This is a genomic window from Peribacillus sp. TH14 (assembly GCF_016651145.1).
Taxonomy (GTDB): Bacteria; Bacillota; Bacilli; order Bacillales; family DSM-1321; genus Peribacillus; species Peribacillus butanolivorans.
Window position 1 is genome coordinate 493,837 of the sequence record NZ_JAEKEK010000001.1, and the last position, 19,245, is coordinate 513,081.

Genomic DNA, 19,245 nt, shown 5'->3' on the forward strand with positions numbered 1-19,245 from the left:
TCCATTCCTTTTTAAGCAACTGCCTGCATTTGTAATGCGTACTTCAACTGTTTTCTAGCTCGAAATAGATTAACTTTGACAGTTGCTTGATTTATCTCAAGTATAGCGGCAATTTCACGTTCTTTTAATCCTCCATTTACCTTCAGCAGCAATATCTCCCTTTGTTTTTGAGTCAATTTACATAAGAGATTGGAGACATCTTCTTTTAATGTCCAAATATCAATACCGTTCTCCTCTACCACTTGTCTGCATGCCTGGCTCTCTACCCAATCCACCATCTCCTGCTGAATTAATTGGCATCCCCTTTTTTGCTTACGGGAAAAATCAATTGCTGTTCTCGTAGCGATGCATGCTAGCCATGCTCCTATCTTCTCCCTATTGTTGATCGTATGAAGTTTATTATAGGCTTTTATATAGGTTTCTTGGGTAATATCCTCTGCCAGAAAAGGACATTTAATAATCGCTAAGGCTATATAATAAATCCGCTTATAAAAGGATTGATAAACCAAAGTGAAATCTTGCGTTTGGCAATAACGCTTTTCTTTCACACTCGTTCCTCCTCGCATCTCATTCGTTAAAGTGCTCCAAAATAAAGCCGGGAACATGATCACCAGAAAGGCTCTTGATATCAATATTTCTGCTATCTTTATAATAAAAGGCAGCTAAATAATCTCCTCCCCAATCGATTTGAGCGTTATCAATTGCCGACTCGATTTCCGAGGTCTGATCAAGCTTTAAGCGATTTGACTGCTTCTCAATTCGCTGTACAACTTCACTTTCAGAAATCGAATTAAAAATTTGTGGATCAGTCTTTGCTACTAGAATATAAGAGATTTCATCAGCCGTTAACCTAGCCTCTTTTGCTTGCCCAGTTTGTTCCATCCAATTCGAAAACTGAGTATAAGAAGAATCCCAATTCAAATAAATAATATTGTTATTCTTCAAAAGAATGTCAATCGACGCATAATCTCCAATAGAATTTGTCATTTGAGCCAGCGACTGATTTTTCAGGTCTTCCGATAATGCCTGTATAGCTTCTTTAAGCTCCTGACTGTCCGTAATGTTTACAGATTTGTCCAATTCTCCGCTCGCAGTTATATTGATTTTAGAAACATCCTCAGTTGACACATTTAATAACTCATTAACGTTTTTTTTATATTCACTAGACTCATAGATTTTCGCCAGTAGTGGCAGGTATGAATCGTAGTTTTGCAAATGATACTCTCTTGCTATTCGTTTTCCATCCTTAAGTTCATACATAAGAAATACAGAGTGATTTATATTTAAATCACCAATGGAAGCCTTTTTACCTTTTTCGATAATTTGCTGATGCAATAACCTCAGCGCTTCTATATTTTCTTTTTCTTTCAAATAATTGAACTCACCATTTGAAGAGTTATCTTCATAATAGAGTAGTGGATTGTTTCCAATATAAATTTGGTTAATCATCTTTATATCAGGAACCTTTGACTCATAATGAACAGGATCTAATTTTAGGATGACAGCAAGCAAAATAATAACCGCCGCAAATGATACAAATCCTTTCAAATTGACACGGATTCGCCATGTCTTTTGCAGGACGATTTCACCTAGATAATATCCAATCAATGATCCGACAATATAGCCGAAAAATATCCATCCTAGTTTCCCTGTAGTTTCGCTAAAATAAAATCCTGTAAACAACATCATGCTTATCGTCAATCCGAACTTAAATAGCGGTTTTATCATAGGAAAAACAAATGCCTGTGAGACATGCTCCAACTTTCTCCGCTCATAGAGAAACAGCGAAATCAGTAGAAAAAGCAAGATTAATAGTCCATAGATTAATATATTAACTGAAAAAAATTCCATTTTTTCCATCTCAGTTGCAGACTAATAATGGAGAAATGCTATTGATATTGGCACTTAAATAATAATCTGCAGAAAATCCCGCTAGCAATAACTTCACATTAGCAACAAACAAAACAAATAAGCCAACCGGTAAAGCAAGCAAGATATAAGTTAGTAGGCCTTGCAAGGCAGATAATCCCGTAACCATTCCTACTAAAACAGCCACAGAAAAGATCATTGCTTCCATGAAAAATGTAATTCCCATCCAGGACCAAATATCTGCAAGGGTATACAGCCTCTCTACATCTATTGCCGAGTGGAACAATATCAATATTAAGCCTGTAAGTAAAATAGGCAGTATAATAAAGCCAATTCCCGTTCCAATCATATGAAAATAAATGCTGCGTCTAGTAATCGGTAAACTATGTATAAAGTCCGAAGCTTGTTTTATCTGCAAAAACCGAAATAGGAAGATGGCAAGCAACACTGGGATACCTATGACTAAGACGAATTGTATCATCTGCTGACTGGAAAAAAGATTTTCGAATTTTACATATTCACTATTTTCATTTAAAACAATCGTCAAAATTTCTAAAGGCAACGCAAAGATGAGGCCGATAAAATAAAGGAAACCTATCCAGCCGGAACATCTGAAAATATAGATAATCAGTTCTCTATTAAACAAGGTTATTCTGGATGACATAACCTATATCCCCCATTTCATAAATGAATATTTCCTCTAAAGTAAGGGGTAGCATATCGAATATTTCTGGTTGAAACTGATTAAAGTGGGATTCAATCTCGGATTTCTTACCCTTAACAATGCATACAATCACGCTGCCTCGCCTCTCCTTATTAAGAACTTGAACTCCGCGATAAATCCCGTAAGGAATCTTATTTTTGAAGGCAATCTGTACTTTATGTACATCCGCTTTTAAATCGTCCAAATCTTTTTGGATAATAAGTTCCCCTTTGTGTAATATTCCCACATGATCGGCTAAATCTTCAATTTCCCGGAGGTTGTGGGACGAAATCAAAATTGTCATTTTCCGTTCAGATACATCCTGAATCAACAACTGTTTCACGTTTTTGCGCATAACCGGATCCAGCCCATCAAAGGGTTCATCAAGAATGAGAACTTCCGGCATGGTTGAGAGAGCCAACCAAAAAGCAACCTGTCTCTGCATCCCCTTTGACAATTTATGTATTTTATTTTGAAAGGGAATGGGAAACACTTCCTGTAATTGATAGAAACGTTCTTGATTCCAGTCACTATAAATATGACTATAAAAGCCTGCCATTTGCATAATAGTATAGTTAGCCAAGAAATAAGGTGTGTCAGGAAGGAAGAAACAACGATTTTTCACTTCTCGGTTTTCAAAGACATGGGATTGATCAATAAGTACCTCGCCGCAATCCTGAATTAAATTGCCCGAAAGCATTTTTAAAAGGGTCGTTTTTCCGGCACCATTAGATCCTAACAACCCAAAAATTGAGCCTTCATGAATAACCAAGGTTACATCCTTGATTGCTTCTTTTCCTTCATATAATTTACTCACCTGTTTTATTTCAATCATGACTCTCCCCCCTTGGCTAAAGCACTAATTTCTTTAACTAACTTGTAGATTTCATTTTTATCAATTCCAATATACAGTGCTTCAGCAAGAACCTTTGTAAGTTCGGATTTTATCTTCTCTTCTTTTAAGGAATTCTTCAAAGTTTTAGGAGGTGCCACAAAGTTTCCTTTGCCCGGCAATGTATAAATATATCCGTCCAATTCAAGCTGTTTGTAAGCTTTTTGAATCGTATTAGGATTGATGGTCAATTTCTGTGCCAATATTCTAACAGAAGGAAGTTGATTATGTTCTTGCAAAACTTCATTAATCATAAGTTCCTTAATCTTATCCATCAATTGCTCATAAATAGGTTTTCTACTTTGCACATCCAACTCGAACATCATCACCCCCCTCTCTGCACATAGTGTATTACTCTTCCTAATACAGTTCATTATAAAACATTTTCTTCCAATTTAAAACCATTTTTTTGAAGTATTACATAGTTCATATTCTTATCCTACCTCTCATTCTTTTGTTTAATTAGCCTTGTATTAGGGAACTAAAGAATTTAAGAATATAAAAAGGAGTTGTTTTCATTGAAACCATTATATACAGCAGTCGTTACTGTACACGGTGGTCGTGAAGGACATGTGAAATCAGAGGATGGTATTCTTGATTTTGATGTAAGATCACCGAAGGAATTAGGTGGATCCGGTGAGAAAGCAACCAACCCGGAACAGTTATTCGCCGCCGGATATGCTGCCTGTTTTGACAGTGCATTGAATCTTGTCCTGCAGAAAGCAAAAAAGAAAGTTGATACTTCTGTGACCGCAAATGTCACAATTGGGAAAGATGAAGAAGACGGTGGTTTCAAATTGGCTGTCAGGCTGGATATCTCCATCCCTGATCTTAGCCGGGAAGAAGCAGAAGACTTTGCAAAAAAAGCTCACATGACCTGTCCCTATTCAAAATCAATTCGTGGGAATCTCGACGTGACATTGAATTTGGTATAAACATTCATTTTTTTTAAAAAGAATGGGCCCAGCCTTTGCTGAGCTCATTCTTTTTTATTTAACTCCTTCTAAATTCTTCATTTTCAATAGGAAGCATAGCCCGATTACTGTCATGATAATCAGTGAGCCTAATGCCATCCGGCTAGCCAGTGTGCCGAGGTCATGGAAAATTAACGTAATTGTTCCATACATAAGAGGACCTATTATTGAAGAAACTTTTCCTGAGAATGCAAAGAGTCCAAAAAACTGCCCCCTTTTCTCCACTGGTGTCAATTCAATAATGAATGTCCGGGATGTTACCCACATCGACCCGAGTGCAATGCCAAACATGCTCCCGGCAATCCAGAACCAAAGAGGCGTTTGGGCAAAGACCGCCACAAATAAGGCGACTAGGAGCAGAATACCCACATATGTAACTGCAAGCCGTGGGCCCTTTGCCTGAGTTATATACCCAAATAGAAACGAACCAATAATACTGGATACCGTTGAGACCAGATAAAGTAAAATGAATCCACCTGAAGAAAATCCAACAACGGTCTTCGCGTAAACGGCCATCATGCCAATTGTTGTCGCAATTGCATCATTTAAGAAAAAATACGCAATCATAAATGTGAATACTAATTGATAAGATCTCATCTCTTTAAATGTTGCTATAATTTCCTTATAACCTGAAAAAAAAGGTTGTTTTACCTTTTGCTGTTTTGGCGTATCTTTTAGAAAAAAGAATAATGGAAGGGAAAAAATCAGAAATAAGATAGAGGTGGGGATAAAGGCTTCATGTGAACTCCCTTTACTAATAAATGGATAGATGGACAGACCGACAAGCGTTCCAATGTAGCCTACAGCGACACCAAACCCTGATATTAGCGGCAATTGCTGCTTCGTGCCTAGATCGCTCATCATCGTATCATAGAAAACAAGACTTGAATGATAGAAAAACTTTGCTATCACAAATAAAATAATGACAATCACTAAGGAAATTGGGATACCAAGAAGATTTCCTTCCAACGATAGACCACCAAAAATCCCCATTAAAAAAGTCGCTGCAACTGAAACCAATGTGAAAATTATGATATATTTCTTCATCTTTCCTGTTCGGTCAATCATTACACCAAATAGTGGAGAAAACAGAACAAGAAATAAACTGGCAATCGCATTCGCATAAGAAATGAAGGTACTAGCAATCTGATCAAGAACAGCATTTTCTCCGATTTGTTCCTGAAGAAAGAAGGGAAAGAAAATTGTATTAATATTAGAAGAAAAAATCGTGTTGGCAAAATCGTAAAAGGCCCAAGAGAGAATTGGAAGGGAAAAATATAAACTTAGATTACCCTTCCATTTTTTAGAATTCGGTTTCAATTGCAGTTGCATCTGCCTTCCCCCTTATCATAGACTTAATTTATAAGTATTCCATACATACCTATAAAATCCTTTTAAGATAAAAAAACAATAATTAGCTGCATAATGAAAGCCAGATCCAATTCATGATTTCTTACCACTTAAAATACATGATTAAAAGAGGTTATCAGTATACAGAGGTCTTTTATTTTATTTATCATAGGGGTAAAAGATTGCAAAAAGTTTTGATTAATGTTAGCAAAGGGAGTGTGCAAGGTGATAGCATTTTTTCTTATCTTGGTAACTATACTGGTCCTGTTGGTGCTCTACTTAAAAAAAACGAAAAGTAACTTCCCAGACAACTTCACTATGCAGCATTCCCCCCTCAAGATTGGACATCGCGGGGCATCTGGATATTGCCCTGAGAATACGATGGCATCCTATTATAAAGCGATTGAATTGGGCGCTGATTTCCTAGAAGTCGATATTCATCTTAGTAAAGATGGTATCCTAGTGGTTCATCATGATTCTACACTCGATCGAACTACAAACGGAAAAGGAAACCTTCGAGATTACACAGTAGCTGAATTAAAGGAATTGGATGCTGGAAGCTGGTTTCATGCTCGTTTTAAGGACGAAAGAGTTCCTTTACTTAGCGAGATATTTGAAAATTTCCGGTCTGAGGTTGGAATATTAATAGAAATAAAGCATCCATCTCTTTACCCTGGAGTTGAAAAGAAACTTGCAGAAGAATTAAGCAAAAGAGAGGATTATACATCAGATAAAAAAAGAATTCTGGTTCATTCGTTTGATATGGAATCCATGAAAAGGTTTCATCAATTAATGCCAGACATTCCAGTCGGGGTATTGATAAAGCGGCGTATTTCTGATCAAAAATTGAAAGAAATAGCAGAGTTTGCTTCGTTTTTAAATCCAAAACAAACCATTTTGAGTACCAAGCTGCAAATGCGAATCCAAGAGCACGGGATGAAAGTATTTACATGGACCGTCAACAATAAAAAACAAATTCACATGTTAAAGAAGATGAAATTGGATGGAATCATATCCGATTTCCCAGATTATTTTATAGATTAAACCTCATAGGTAAATTAGTTTACAAAAAAACCAATCCACTTTTGTGGATTGGTTTTTTTAATAACATTGAAAAGAGCGTATTTCACTCGCGTCCGTTCCATAGTAGGCCCAACGTTGCTGACTTGGTCTCCATCGATATCCAGCCACAGAATTATAGCCAACATAGGTAGGGTAAAACCAAAATGAGCGGCCATTTATTAACCATACATACGTATTTTGGTATAAACATCCTTTCATTGAACCAGCGTCAATGGCCTTAATCATTCCACCAGGAAACTGTGGAATAAATAGCGGCGGCGCTTTGTGAGGAGGTCCTCCTCCTTGTGGTGGTCGAGGCGGTTGACCTCCTCCTCCTTGCGGTGGTCGCGGCGGCGGTTGACCTCCTCCCCCTTGTGGTGGCCGCGGCGGCGGTTGACCTCCTCCCCCTTGTGGTGGCCGCGGCGGCGGTTGACCTCCTCCCCCTTGTGGTGGTCGCGGCGGCGGTTGACCTCCTCCTTGCGGTGGTCCTGGTGGCCGCTGTCTTTCTCCTAAAACCTGATTTCCTAAATGATATGGGTCCGACAAGAAACCATTGTCAATATATGTGGTATATTCATTTGGATAAAGGTTATTTTCAATACCGTTATAGTCGTTTTGTTGATTAGATGGTTCGTATGATTTCATACCTTTTCACCTCATATTTGAACTTCATTTATCCATATGTAGACGAATGACCATGTGTGCTTTATTTACCTCTCTTAATGCAGACTTTCTAATGATGTATTAATGATCAGAATTATATATCAGAAAAAATTACCTGTTTATTTTTTGAAAAAATCCCTATATTTTTAGCATTCTTGGCCTAGAATTTGTTATAGTGTTACTAGTGATTTATATTTTGAAAAATTATATAGTCGCTATTTGGCTCTAAAGCGTTTCTCTTGTTAGCCGAGAACCAATCTTACAATTTTTTTATCTTAGAAAAAACGAGGGATTCCTATGTGGGAATTATTGTTAGAATTTGATTATCAAACCGTTCGCCATGCGGTATGGGCAGGATACTTGTTTACCTTTGTCTTTCCACTGGCAGCGTTTTACTTCTTAAATAAAAAGCAGTCACTCTTAAACGATAAATATCAAGCTTCTGTTCATTCAGGTCATGGTGAATCCGCTGTTTATACAGGTAGCATTTATGACTGGCGTGGAGCACAGCGCTTTTTCACTTATATTCGTCAAAAGGACTCGCCTGATGATTCAGATGAGCCAAGCCTCCTTTCCATTGTTTAATTAAAAACAATTCGAGGAGGAAATTATTTTGAAAAAGAAAAATATTTTACTTATTTCAGCTCTATTTTTATCAACCATCCTGTTGACAGGATGTTCGGCGACTACAAGCGGCCCATTTCATACTGCATTGGTTAACCCAATGACAAAGATGCTTGAATTTAATGCTAATTTATTTAACGGGAACTATGGTCTAAGCATCATTATGATGACATTTTTCATACGTCTCGTTTTGCTTCCATTGACTGCCAAGCAATATAAAACACAGCTCAGTATGAAAACCAAAATGAATGGGCTAAAACCAGAAATGACAGCAATACAACAGAAAATTAAAGAAACAAAGGATCCAGCAAAACAAAAGGCTCTGCAACAGGAAATGATGCAGCTTTATCAAAAACATGGAGTCAATCCTTTAAATATGGGCTGTCTTCCACTTTTGATTCAAATGCCAATCTTAATGGGCTTTTATTATGCGATTCAAGGTTCTCATGAAATTGCGACACATAGCTTCCTGTGGTTCAGCCTTGGCCAACCGAATATCGCCATGGCAATCATCGCCGGCGTCATCTATTATTTCCAATCGGTCATTTCAATGAGACAAATGCCAGAGGAACAGCAGAAACAAATGAAAATGATGAGCCTGCTCTCACCAGCAATGATTTTATTCATTTCTTTCTCTGCGCCTGCTGCATTACCTCTTTATTGGTCAATAGGTGGATTATTTATGATTGTTCAGTCTATTGTACTTCAGCGAGTATATAAGAAAGATCAACCCGCTGTCACTGTCGTAAAAGAAACGATTATGAAAAAAGCTAATCCAAATTGGATTAGCTTTTTTTCGTTTATTTAACCATAATAAATACAAAAATTGTAGGTTCATTCTTTCTTTCCAAAAAATAAAAAATAATAAACATGTCAATAAATTTCTGCAGACATGTATTTTTAATTCTTTATTACCATTTTTAATAATCTAATACAAAGAAAGTTCTTTTGACACTCGTATAATAGTATATTTTTTCTATAATTTACCATTATATTTATCACGAAGAAAGGTATAATTCCTTATTTTCCCAAAATATACATTCCTACAATATGTTCATTTTCGATAATCCGAGTTTTACATCCCAAAATATGACAATTTTCTTGTTTACCTGTTCGTTATCATTAAAGGAACATCAGTGTTCTACATACTGGCCATCTAGAAAGAATGGAGGTGCATTGTACCTGTAGACTGGTCGAATTTTTTGTTCTTTGAAAATAGAATAGGGGGAAAAAAATTGCAAAAAAAACGAAGAACGAAATGGTTAGCGTTAATATTCGCTATCATGCTTATTGGATCGCTGATAATTCCAACAAACTCTATCGCAGCAACTTCAAACAAAATCCATACCTCCGCTAAAGATGAATTAACGGGGAAGAATCAAAAGAAAGTCGCCTCAAAAGTACTTACTCAGTTTAAAAAAAATGATCAGGTAACGTTTCTCGTTAAATTCAAAGAGCAAGTAGACACCAAAGACGTATCCTCAAAGGCTGCAAAAACAGCAAAATCACAAAAGTTATCTGCGAGTAATTCAAAGTTACTTAAACGATCAAGTGTAGTATCTGAGCTTCGTGCTACAGCTCTTCAAACACAAGCGAATATTAAAAACTACTTAGATAAGCAAGAAAAAGCTGGTAAGGCGAAAGATTTTCAATCCTTTTATATTGTTAATGCGATTGCCGTGACAGCTACAAAGGATGTTATGGAGCAAATCGCTGCTTTTCCTGAAGTAGAAAAAATTATGCCAAATGAGACTAGGCAGCTAATTCAGCCGGCAAGTAAGACTGCAGCTGCAAAGACCCTTAAAGGCTCAGAAGCGAGCAAAACAAAAGCCGATACCTCTTCAATTGAGTGGAATATTGAAAAAATCGGTGCTCCTGCTGTATGGAACATGGGCATTGATGGAGCAGGAACGGTTATTGCTTCTATCGATACAGGTGTCCAATGGAACCACCCGGCCTTGAAAACAAAGTACCGCGGGTATAACCCTGCCAATCCAGATGTTCCAAATAATGAATATAACTGGTTTGATGCTGTAAGCGGACAAGCTTCACCATATGATGATTTAGATCATGGAACTCACACAATTGGTACGATGGTGGGCTCTGAATCAAATGGTGCAAATCAAATCGGAGTTGCTCCAGGTGCCACATTCATTTCAGTTAAAGCCTTTTCTAACGATGGCGGTTCAGACATTGATTTATTAGAAGCAGGCGAATGGGTTATCGCTCCAAAAGATGCTGCTGGTAATCCTCATCCTGAGAAAGCACCAGATGTTGTCAATAACTCTTGGGGCGGCGGAGCTGGACTCGACGAGTGGTATCGCCCAATGGTACAAGCATGGAAAGCTGCCGAGATATTTCCTGAATTCTCTGCTGGAAATACCACATTGTCTAATCCCGGCGGTGCTGGTTCAGTAGCAAATCCAGCAAACTATCCAGAGGCCTTTGCCACTGGAGCAACAGATCTTAACAACCAAGTTGGCAGTTTCTCTTTACGTGGTCCATCTCCATATGGAGAAATTAAACCTGACATCTCCGCACCAGGCGTTAACATTCGTTCTGCCATTCCTGGCGGTGCATATGAAGGCGGCTGGAATGGCACTTCAATGGCAGGTCCTCACATTTCAGCGGTTGCTGCTCTATTACGACAAGCAAATGCCAGCTTAACTGTTGACCAGCTTGAGGAAATCTTACTTACAACTTCCACTCCTTTGACAGACAATAATTATCCGACAAGTCCCAACCATGCTTACGGCTATGGCCTTGTTAATGCATTTGATGCAGTTTCCTCTGTTGTAAGCGGACTTGGGAAAATTGAGGGTAAAGTTACCAAAGCTGGAGATGACTCAGAAGCAGCTGTCATTTCCCATAAGGCACCAAAAAATTCGTATAAAAAAATGGATATAACACTTCAAGCTGAAGTGTCAGATAATGTAAGTGTCACTACCGTTAAACTTAGCTACCAAAAAGCCGACGGAACTTGGGTTGAAGTCAAGGCTGAGAGAACGAGCGGTGACTATAAATCAGGAACGTATGAAGCCACGATTCCAGGCTCAGAGCTGACTGAAGATTCAGTCTCTTATAAATGGACCGCAACTGACTTCGGAGGCTCAGTAACAGCTACTGACTCTTATACCGTTGAGCTATTGCCAGGAATCAGTGTGGGTTATACAGAGGACTTTGAACAAGATCCTATTGGATGGACCTCTTCCGGCACAAACAATAACTGGGAATGGGGTATTCCGACAAGTGGACCTGGCTCTGCAGCATCAGGTCAAAAGGTTTATGCTACAAACCTGGCTGGAAACTATGCTAATAGTGCCAATATGAGCCTATCCATGCCTCCAGTCGATGTTCCTGAAGGCACAAGCTATTTACAATTTAAACATTGGTTCGAACTTGAAAAAAATTATGATTTCGGACATGTATTTATCTCTACAAACGGAACAAACTGGGTACAAGCGGCTCGTTTTAATGATAAGTCAAATAGTTGGATCGATGGTGAAGTTAACTTAAGCCAATATGCTGGAGAAAGAATCTATATTGCCTTTAATGTCACATCTGATGGTTCAGTCCAAAAACCTGGCTGGTATATTGATGATGTTAAATTGGCTGATACTTCCCTGCAGCCGGCTGCAAAAGCTAAAACAGGACTAGGCGTTATCAAGTCTGACTCTTCTGTTTCAGCTAAGCCAAAAGTTGACCCTGATAAAATTAAGCCAATTGCAGATAAAGTGAAAAAAGCACCTGAAAAAGACCAGCCTGCCCCAGTACTTCTTCCATTACAGGCACAGGTCAGTGTTTTAGAAACTGGAAGATCTGTTTATACAAACCCGCAAGATGGATCTTACCAACTTACGCATGCATCAGGTTCATACACATTGCAAGCAGAAACATACGGTTATCGATCACAAACAGCAACAGTCAACGTCGAACAAGATGCAACATCAACTGCTAACTTTACGCTTCAAGAAATTCCAAAAGGAACAATCAACGGTACAATCACCAACAAAATTACTGGCGAACCAGTCTCTGGTGCTACCGTATACTTTCTTGAGGATGCCGCTATTAAGCCAGTGACTACAAATTCGGACGGTGAATACACTCTATCCGCTTATGAAGGAAAATATACTTTGAAAGTCATGGCTCCTTCTTATTACGGCAGTGAAGCATCCGTAACGATTTCGGACGGTAACAGCTCTAGGAAAGATATTGAACTGAAACCGTTCATCGGGTACCCAGATGAGATTAAGTATGACGACGGAACAGCAGAAAACGCCCGAGCCTTTAATACGGCAGGCAATAGCTGGGCTGTGAAAATGTCGTTAGCTTCGGGAAATAAAACGGCAAATGTAACCGGCGCCCTTTTACGTTTCTGGGATACCACATGGCCTGCTCCAGGCGGGACTGAATTCCAAGTTTCGGTGTATGATGCATCGGGAACAGATGGGTCGCCAGGCAAAAAAATCGCAGGTCCTTTTAATGAGACTGCGTTGCGCGACGGTCAATGGACACATGTTGATTTGAGCGAACATGGAATCATGGTTGAAGGTGATTTCTTTATTGTTTATACCCAAACAAAGGCCAATCCGAATGCACCAGGATTAGCTACTGATGAAGATGGACCAAATGCAGGACGAAGCTGGCAGGGAGTCAGCGATTCATGGTCGCAATCCCCAACTGAGGAAGGAAATTATATGATTCGTGCCACTGTCGATTACGAAGTGAAGGAACCTGTAATTATCTCACCTAAAGACGGTGCTTATTCAAATCAAAAAGAAGTAACGGTTGAAGGTACATCTGCACCTACAACAAAAGTAGATATTTTTAACAAAGGGGAGAAAGTAGCAAGTACGGATTCTACTGATAAAGGAACCTTCGCTGTTCCGGTCACATTAAGCAACGGTGAAAATACTTTGACAGCAAAAGCTCGGACAAGCCAAGGTTCAACTGAGGCCTCTTTGCCTGTAAAGGTGATATTGGATACCGCTAATCCGGAACTAGCAATTACTTCACCTACAGATGGCAGCAAAGTAAATCGTGAAACAGTTACTGTTAAGGGAACAGTTTCGGATGATAATCTTAATTCAGTTAAAGTAAACGGACAGAAGGCCGATGTGAAAGATAACACCTTCTCCTATCGCCTTCTACTGGACAAAGGAATCAATAAAATTAAGGTGGTTGCTCAAGATAAGGCAGGCAATAAAGTCACTAAATCTGTCTCCATCGATGTAAAATATACCGCTCCAGAAATTTCCGATTTAGTGCCAAATGAGGATAAAATCTTAAAAAGCGGTGAATCGGTTAAAATCGAATTCGACAGTGAACCTGGCTTGGCAGCAAATTTCTCCATTTTGATGCCTCTGACAAATGCAGGAGGCATTGCGAATGCAACTGAATTACCAATGAAAGAAACATCTTCAGGACATTATGTCGGCTACTATACCGCCACAACGAATGTAAAGGCACCTGGTGCTGTTGTGGAAGTAAAAGCAGCAGATAGCTATGGTAATATTACAACACAAAGAGCGGCAGGTAAGCTTTGGATTAACGCTAAAAAGTAAAATGCAAAAGCCATGCTTTCTATGCCTAACGGCCGGAAGCATGGCTTTTTTAATACAAATATTAGTGCAATTTTCTTTGACTCTATAAAATGCCTCACATCTTCCCTGCTTTGAAAAGGACATTTATCTAATTCCATAGATAGAAAAAGGGAAGTTTATATAATTAAAAAGTAAATCCCCCTCAAGATTGAGCGGAATTTACTTTTTTATTTCTTCGGCAATAGATTTTTTGAAACTGTTTCGAAAAACTGATCTACATAGTCGAAATCCGTGTAAAAGAATAATAAAAGATCACCCGGTTGTGATACTTCCCACGCTTTTACGAATGCGTCTAATTCATTAGGTACGATATATGTCTTATCTTTATGTAATCCTTCTTCTATCGCAGCTTCCCGAAGCAGCTCGGCTACCTCCAACGGTACTCTTCCCCGTAAATCATCGTCTTCTTTAATGATGAACAGATCTGAATGTTTTGCTACGACCTCTGACAATCTGATGATTTCTTCGTCAATACGGTCTCCTGGTCCTGCCAAAACAGTGATAATGCGATTTCTGTTATAGGCACTAACCGTATCGAAAATGGCCTGCAACCCTGCTACGTTATGGGCGTAATCGATAATAACGGTTCGTTCTTTTAGTTTTTTTAAATTGAAACGTCCTTTAGACAATTTTTTATCAGGCATAAACGCAATAGCCTTCTTTCGTAATTCTTCCATTGAAATACCTTGCGTATGTGCCGCGGCTAACGCTTGAAGTAAATTAGCGATATTATGTCGCGCCATGCCAGAAATCGTTATTGGGATTTGAGTGCAATCCATAAATTGATGTATCACACCATCTGATGAATAACTGATTATACCTTGTTCATCAACAAACCAAACCTTACGTCCTTCATTAATCGCGGCTTTCACCAATGGCTGAGTGGCATATGTAGAGGTGTATATAACCTCTCCATCAGTATACTCTGCCATAGCAGCTACATTCGGATCATCGGCATTCAAAACACAATAACCCGTTTTTTGAACGACCTCAGCTACTAGCCTCTTTAATTTAACGAGATCGTCTAGTGTTTCAATACCATCACAGCCAAGGTGATCTTCACTCACATTTGTAATAATACCAACATCACATTGACGAAAAGCTAGACCTTCACGAAGAATTCCTCCTCGTGCTGTTTCTAAAACAGCTACATCGACTTCAGGATGGGCCAATATCGTTCTTGCACTAATAGGGCCACTGCAGTCACCTTGTACCAATACCTCTTCGCCGATATACACTCCATCTGAATTCGTCATTCCAACCTTTGTTTTCACATCTGAAAGAAAATAATGAACCAATCGGGTTGTTGTTGTCTTTCCATTTGTTCCAGTTACTGCAATAATCGGGATAGTGGCCTCTTCTTGAGTTGGGAATAAATAATCTACGATGGCTTTGCCAACATCCCTTTTTTTTCCTTCACTTGGATAATGATGCATTCGAATCCCTGGTGCAGCATTCACTTCAATTATTGCCGTTTTTAAATGATTGAAAGGTTTTGATATATCCTGACAGATTAAATCTATTCCCGCAATATCCAATCCGATAGCTTTGGCAGCAGCTATCGCCATATTCCTAATAGTTGGATGAACCTGGTCCGTTACATCAATTGCCTTTCCACCAGTTGAAAGGTTCGCATTACCGACAACTTGGACCAGCTCACCTTGTTTCGGAATAGTATCAAGGTTCCGGTTCGATTTCTCCAAGTAACACGTTACCGTATGTGTAAGTGGAATTTTTGACATCGGCTTTTCATGTCCGTCTCCCCGCAACGAATTGAGGTTTTCCTTTTCTATCAATCTGCGTAACGTCTCTTTTCCATTCCCAATAACATAGGGAGGAAGCCGCAAACTTGTAGCTGTTAGCTCTCCGTTGACTATCAGTAACCGATAATCATGTCCTTCAAAATGACGTTCCACAATGTATTTTTCCACATGAGAATCCAAACAATGGATCACATTAAACAACTCATCCTTATTTTTGATATGGGTTATTACACCCTGGCCCTGTCTGCCGTTATACGGTTTTATAACAAGCGGGAAACCAAGCCTGTCGGCTGAGTCAAATATACCTTCTATTGAGTAGGCGATTTCTCCTTCTGGTACTGGGAGACTGCAACCTTTTAAAATAGCCTTGGTCAATGATTTATCACAGGAATTCTCAACGGCGATATTTGAAGTTTGGCTTGAAATTGTCGCCTGGACATACTTCTGCCTTGAACCAGTTCCTAAGCGCAGTAAACTCTCTTCGCCTATTCGTTCGACAGGGATTTTTTTTGAGTGAGCCGCCTGATAAATGGCTTCGGTACTAGGACCAAGTTTATTTTTATAATATAACTGTTCAATTTGGTTCACATATAATTGTACATTAATATGTTTTTCATCATTCAGGATAGCTTCTACGATTTCTTTTGCAGCTAAAAATGCTTGAAGACCTGACTTAGGCTCCTGATAGTCATAGGTAACATAATAAAGCCCTTGTTTTTTCATCATAATCGTTTTTCCACGAATGGCATTGATTCCAGCCATATTTTGGAGTTCAATCGTCATATGCTCCAAAATATGGCCCATCCAAGTACCCCGTTTCAGCCTCTCAGTGAATCCGCCTTGATATCCTTGTGAACAAGTATGGCTGCCAAGGTTAGGGAGAGTCTTTAACAACTTTTCATTAAACCCCGGAATAGCATCAGATGGCTGTTTTTCCAGTTCCTCTATATCTAATTCTATACAGATCGTTGGTGTATAAGAAAAATAATTTGGCCCTTTTAAAAAACGGACTCGATTGATTATCATGATTGGATCCCCTTTTTCATCAACAATTTTCTTGTATGCAAGTCAAAACGATAGCCTCTTGTAAGTGTATGAAGCTGAAACCCTGAGAGGGTCAACTCTTCACTGCCATTTTCAGAAGACGTGATATTGATATAATCACTTTTGCTTCCATCAAGCACTAAAACCTGATGTTGACCAAATACTTCAAATTGTCCATCTTTCACTAATATTGCTGTATTTTCATCAATACCTATACCAATAATTTCTTTATTTTCTGCTATCGCACTTAAAAGTCGATCAAAGCGACCACGCTGCGAAAAATGTTGATCAATAAGCAGGCCGTCTAGAAAGCCGAACCCTTTTCCAATCTCCACTTTTAATTTATCATCATTCAGCATCGTGTCAGCTGCGACAATCATTTGCTTACCCATAATTGAAGCACCCGCACTTGTCCCAGCTAGAACCATTCCATTATGCCAGGCCTTTGATAGAGTATTGTGAAATTTTGACTGCCCAATAAGCTCGGATAATCGGCTTTGGTTTCCTCCGGTTATAAAGATAGCTGAAAAAGAGGCCAGTTGTTCACAAATGGCCTGTTCCTCTGCATCCTTTCTTGAATTCAACTTGATAACTTCAACCTTGCTCACGCCTAAGTCTCTAAAAATCCTGATATACTCTTTACTCACTTCTTCAGGAATTTCACTCGCTGTAGGCAGGATGCCAATTCCACCTTTAGCGCGTATCGCGAGTTCGACAAATTTATTTAATACTTCACCTTCAAGGCACTTATCCTCAGCCCCACCGATGATAAGTAATTCACCACAATTCATTGCTCATACTCACCTTTACATATGGATTAAAATCATGAAGTTTTTCTAAACAGAACACATAATGAATAGTATGGCCTTTTGTCATAGTCTTCATTCATAAATTTAGCAAACTGTAGAATTTTGTTTAACTTAATGACATTAGAGGAAAAGTAATAGAGAAAATAATAAAAGGAGTGTGTAAAAATGAGCCAAAACCAATTAAAAGAACAAGTATTGAATATCATCGGCGATCATAAAATAGGTGTTCTATCATCAGTAGAAGATAACAAACCACATTCACGTTATATGACATTTTTCAACGACGAATTAACTTTTTATACACCAACAAGTGCATCCACAGAAAAAATAGATGAAATTGAAAAGAATCCTAATGTTCATATCCTAATCGGCTATGAAGATAAAGGATTCGGCGATTCTTACGTGGAAATCTCAGGGACCTCGAAAATAAACGACTCACAGGAACTAAAGAAAAAATTATGGGATACGTCATTTAAAAATTGGTTTGACGGACCAGAAGATCCAAACTATCTATTCCTTCAAATTAAGCCTGAAAGCATCCGTTTGATGAATAACAATGGTGAACCTCCACAAGAATTACAATTATAAAAATTGTCGGGACGTAAGGTAATTTTAATTTACGAGTAAATCTCATGTACTTACGAGTAAATGATCAAAACTCACGAGTAAATTGGCAAAATTCACGAGTAAATGATTTAAAATCACGAGTAAAATTTGGATTATCGCTAAAATTTCAAAAAGGATTTGCTTCTGCCTAAAAAGCCCACACTCGGTACATAATGAGTGTGGGCTTTTTTTCAATCATACTAGCTCTGATTGTATATAATGCAAGATTAGATTGGCTGTATGCTTTAATGAAGAGATATGTGTTCTCTCAAAGGCGTGAGATGCGTCAATTCCCGGACCAATCAAGCCATGAACCAAATCGTATCCTGCTCGGATTGCTGCGGAAGCATCCGATCCATAATACGGATAAATATCGACGCGATAGTCAATACCGTTTGCTTTAGCAAGTGAGGCAAGATGCTGACGCAATTTATAGTGATACGGACCGGAAGAGTCTTTGGCGCAAATGGAAACGCTGTATTCATCCGTCGTTTGGCCATCACCGATCGCTCCCATATCAACGGCTAGATATTCAACTGTTTTCTCTGGGATATTAGAATTCCCACCATAGCCTATTTCTTCATTATTAGAAATCAAGAAATGAGTGGTATATGCCAATTTAATCTTACCTGCAGAAATCAGGTCAATGATATGAAGAAGAATGCCAACGCTTGCCTTATCATCCAAGTGCCTTGATTTCAAAAAGCCAGTCTCTGTTACTTCTACCCTTGGTTCAAATGATACAAAGTCTCCAACAGAGATGCCAATTGCCTCTGTTTCCGCTTTTGATTTCACAACTGCGTCAATGCGGACTTCAATTGTCTCCTCATCACGTTTGGCATCACCGGCATTTTTATACACATGCACAGACGTTTGATTGATTAGAATCGTCCCAGTGACAAAAGCTCCGTCAGCAGTATGAATTTTGCAGTATTCCCCTTCCACTGAATTCCAGCGGAAACCTCCGATCATCGTCAATTTCAGACGGCCATTCGACTTAATTTCCTTTACCATCGCTCCTAGTGTATCGACATGGGCTGTCAGTAAACGATGTCTGGTTTCATCTTCACCTTTTAACGTAGCTAGCAATGCTCCTTTATTCGTGATTTGATAGGGTACCTGCTTGCTCTCCATGAATTTAGCCGCATACTTAATTGCTTGATCGGTATAACCAGATGGGCTTGGTATTGATACTAACTCTTTTATGTAAGTAACGATCTCTTTTTCTTTGATAACACTCATGCCTATCTCTCCTTTCCTCTTTGTTTATTATATCTTTTTAT

General features: G+C 38.7%; 16 protein-coding genes. 6 read left to right on the forward strand and 10 right to left on the reverse strand.

What is annotated here, in order from left to right; genetic code table 11:
- Positions 1 to 11 precede the first annotated feature (11 nt).
- The 5 genes from JFU50_RS02540 to JFU50_RS02560 all read right to left on the reverse strand — a co-directional run bounded on the left by JFU50_RS02540 (position 12) and on the right by JFU50_RS02560 (position 3,787).
- Entirely contained in the window at positions 12 to 548 is a 537-nt protein-coding gene (locus tag JFU50_RS02540) for an RNA polymerase sigma factor (protein ID WP_201181684.1), read from the reverse strand.
- Between the two features lie 19 nt (positions 549 to 567).
- A complete protein-coding gene (locus tag JFU50_RS02545; RefSeq protein ID WP_207198770.1) occupies positions 568 to 1,728 on the reverse strand; it encodes a DUF6449 domain-containing protein in 1,161 nt (386 codons plus the stop codon).
- A gap of 133 nt (positions 1,729 to 1,861) precedes the next feature.
- On the reverse strand, positions 1,862 to 2,533 hold the full coding sequence (locus tag JFU50_RS02550) for a hypothetical protein (protein WP_201221566.1): 672 nt from the start codon (positions 2,531 to 2,533) through the stop codon (positions 1,862 to 1,864).
- Positions 2,508 to 3,407: an ABC transporter ATP-binding protein gene (locus JFU50_RS02555; RefSeq protein ID WP_053345096.1), complete on the reverse strand. Its 900-nt coding sequence runs from the start codon at positions 3,405 to 3,407 to the stop codon at positions 2,508 to 2,510. The genes JFU50_RS02550 and JFU50_RS02555 overlap by 26 nt, the downstream gene beginning before the upstream one ends.
- Positions 3,404 to 3,787, reverse strand: coding sequence for a GntR family transcriptional regulator (locus JFU50_RS02560; protein ID WP_053345095.1), 384 nt, complete (start codon positions 3,785 to 3,787; stop codon positions 3,404 to 3,406). Before JFU50_RS02560 ends, JFU50_RS02555 begins: the two co-directional genes overlap by 4 nt.
- Before the next feature lie 195 nt (positions 3,788 to 3,982).
- Between JFU50_RS02560 and JFU50_RS02565 the strand changes: the two genes are divergently transcribed.
- Positions 3,983 to 4,399 (forward strand): organic hydroperoxide resistance protein, encoded by a 417-nt coding sequence (locus tag JFU50_RS02565; RefSeq protein ID WP_053345094.1) that lies wholly within the window; start codon positions 3,983 to 3,985, stop codon positions 4,397 to 4,399.
- Between the two features lie 54 nt (positions 4,400 to 4,453).
- On the opposite strand, the gene JFU50_RS02570 is transcribed toward JFU50_RS02565, so the two are convergent.
- A complete protein-coding gene (locus JFU50_RS02570) occupies positions 4,454 to 5,770 on the reverse strand; it encodes an MFS transporter (RefSeq protein WP_201221568.1) in 1,317 nt (438 codons plus the stop codon).
- 243 nt (positions 5,771 to 6,013) lie between these two features.
- Here JFU50_RS02570 and JFU50_RS02575 point away from each other — a divergent pair, with 243 nt between their 5' ends.
- Positions 6,014 to 6,832: a glycerophosphodiester phosphodiesterase family protein gene (locus JFU50_RS02575; protein ID WP_201221570.1), complete on the forward strand. Its 819-nt coding sequence runs from the start codon at positions 6,014 to 6,016 to the stop codon at positions 6,830 to 6,832.
- 57 nt (positions 6,833 to 6,889) lie between these two features.
- Here JFU50_RS02575 and JFU50_RS02580 read toward each other — a convergent pair whose 3' ends face one another.
- Positions 6,890 to 7,495 (reverse strand): transporter, encoded by a 606-nt coding sequence (locus JFU50_RS02580; RefSeq protein ID WP_242485308.1) that lies wholly within the window; start codon positions 7,493 to 7,495, stop codon positions 6,890 to 6,892.
- Positions 7,496 to 7,810: 315 nt separating this feature from the next.
- On the opposite strand from JFU50_RS02580, the gene JFU50_RS02585 reads away from it, so the two are divergent.
- From JFU50_RS02585 to JFU50_RS02595, 3 genes are all read left to right on the forward strand, one after another.
- Positions 7,811 to 8,098 (forward strand): hypothetical protein, encoded by a 288-nt coding sequence (locus tag JFU50_RS02585; protein ID WP_201181692.1) that lies wholly within the window; start codon positions 7,811 to 7,813, stop codon positions 8,096 to 8,098.
- Between the two features lie 28 nt (positions 8,099 to 8,126).
- Positions 8,127 to 8,945: a membrane protein insertase YidC gene (gene yidC / locus JFU50_RS02590; protein ID WP_201221572.1), complete on the forward strand. Its 819-nt coding sequence runs from the start codon at positions 8,127 to 8,129 to the stop codon at positions 8,943 to 8,945.
- 427 nt (positions 8,946 to 9,372) lie between these two features.
- The gene (locus JFU50_RS02595; RefSeq protein ID WP_201221574.1) at positions 9,373 to 13,701 is read left to right on the forward strand and encodes a S8 family peptidase; all 4,329 of its coding nucleotides are present in this window, start codon (positions 9,373 to 9,375) and stop codon (positions 13,699 to 13,701) included.
- A 206-nt stretch (positions 13,702 to 13,907) separates the two neighbouring features.
- On the opposite strand, the gene cphA is transcribed toward JFU50_RS02595, so the two are convergent.
- Positions 13,908 to 16,529, reverse strand: coding sequence for a cyanophycin synthetase (gene cphA / locus JFU50_RS02600; protein ID WP_201221576.1), 2,622 nt, complete (start codon positions 16,527 to 16,529; stop codon positions 13,908 to 13,910).
- Entirely contained in the window at positions 16,526 to 17,338 is an 813-nt protein-coding gene (locus JFU50_RS02605) for a cyanophycinase (protein WP_053345089.1), read from the reverse strand. Before JFU50_RS02605 ends, cphA begins: the two co-directional genes overlap by 4 nt.
- Positions 17,339 to 17,521: 183 nt before the next feature.
- On the opposite strand from JFU50_RS02605, the gene JFU50_RS02610 reads away from it, so the two are divergent.
- Complete coding sequence (locus JFU50_RS02610; RefSeq protein ID WP_056530738.1) at positions 17,522 to 17,944, forward strand: pyridoxamine 5'-phosphate oxidase family protein; 423 nt, start codon at positions 17,522 to 17,524, stop codon at positions 17,942 to 17,944.
- Positions 17,945 to 18,157: 213 nt separating this feature from the next.
- On the opposite strand, the gene JFU50_RS02615 is transcribed toward JFU50_RS02610, so the two are convergent.
- Positions 18,158 to 19,204 (reverse strand): M42 family metallopeptidase, encoded by a 1,047-nt coding sequence (locus JFU50_RS02615; protein WP_201181696.1) that lies wholly within the window; start codon positions 19,202 to 19,204, stop codon positions 18,158 to 18,160.
- Positions 19,205 to 19,245: the final 41 nt, after the last annotated feature.

Bases quoted from the DNA above. Each gene is read 5' to 3' on its own strand.
- JFU50_RS02545 (WP_207198770.1), bottom strand. From the start codon at position 1,728: ATGATAAAACCGCTATTTAAGTTCGGATTGACGATAAGCATGATGTTG.
- JFU50_RS02585 (WP_201181692.1), top strand. From the start codon at position 7,811: ATGTGGGAATTATTGTTAGAATTTGATTATCAAACCGTTCGCCATGCG.
- JFU50_RS02615 (WP_201181696.1), bottom strand. From the start codon at position 19,204: ATGAGTGTTATCAAAGAAAAAGAGATCGTTACTTACATAAAAGAGTTA.
- cphA (WP_201221576.1), bottom strand. From the start codon at position 16,529: ATGATAATCAATCGAGTCCGTTTTTTAAAAGGGCCAAATTATTTTTCT.
- JFU50_RS02560 (WP_053345095.1), bottom strand. From the start codon at position 3,787: ATGTTCGAGTTGGATGTGCAAAGTAGAAAACCTATTTATGAGCAATTG.
- JFU50_RS02580 (WP_242485308.1), bottom strand. From the start codon at position 7,495: ATGAAATCATACGAACCATCTAATCAACAAAACGACTATAACGGTATT.
- JFU50_RS02555 (WP_053345096.1), bottom strand. From the start codon at position 3,407: ATGATTGAAATAAAACAGGTGAGTAAATTATATGAAGGAAAAGAAGCA.
- JFU50_RS02610 (WP_056530738.1), top strand. From the start codon at position 17,522: ATGAGCCAAAACCAATTAAAAGAACAAGTATTGAATATCATCGGCGAT.
- JFU50_RS02605 (WP_053345089.1), bottom strand. From the start codon at position 17,338: ATGAATTGTGGTGAATTACTTATCATCGGTGGGGCTGAGGATAAGTGC.
- JFU50_RS02570 (WP_201221568.1), bottom strand. From the start codon at position 5,770: ATGCAACTGCAATTGAAACCGAATTCTAAAAAATGGAAGGGTAATCTA.
- JFU50_RS02550 (WP_201221566.1), bottom strand. From the start codon at position 2,533: ATGTCATCCAGAATAACCTTGTTTAATAGAGAACTGATTATCTATATT.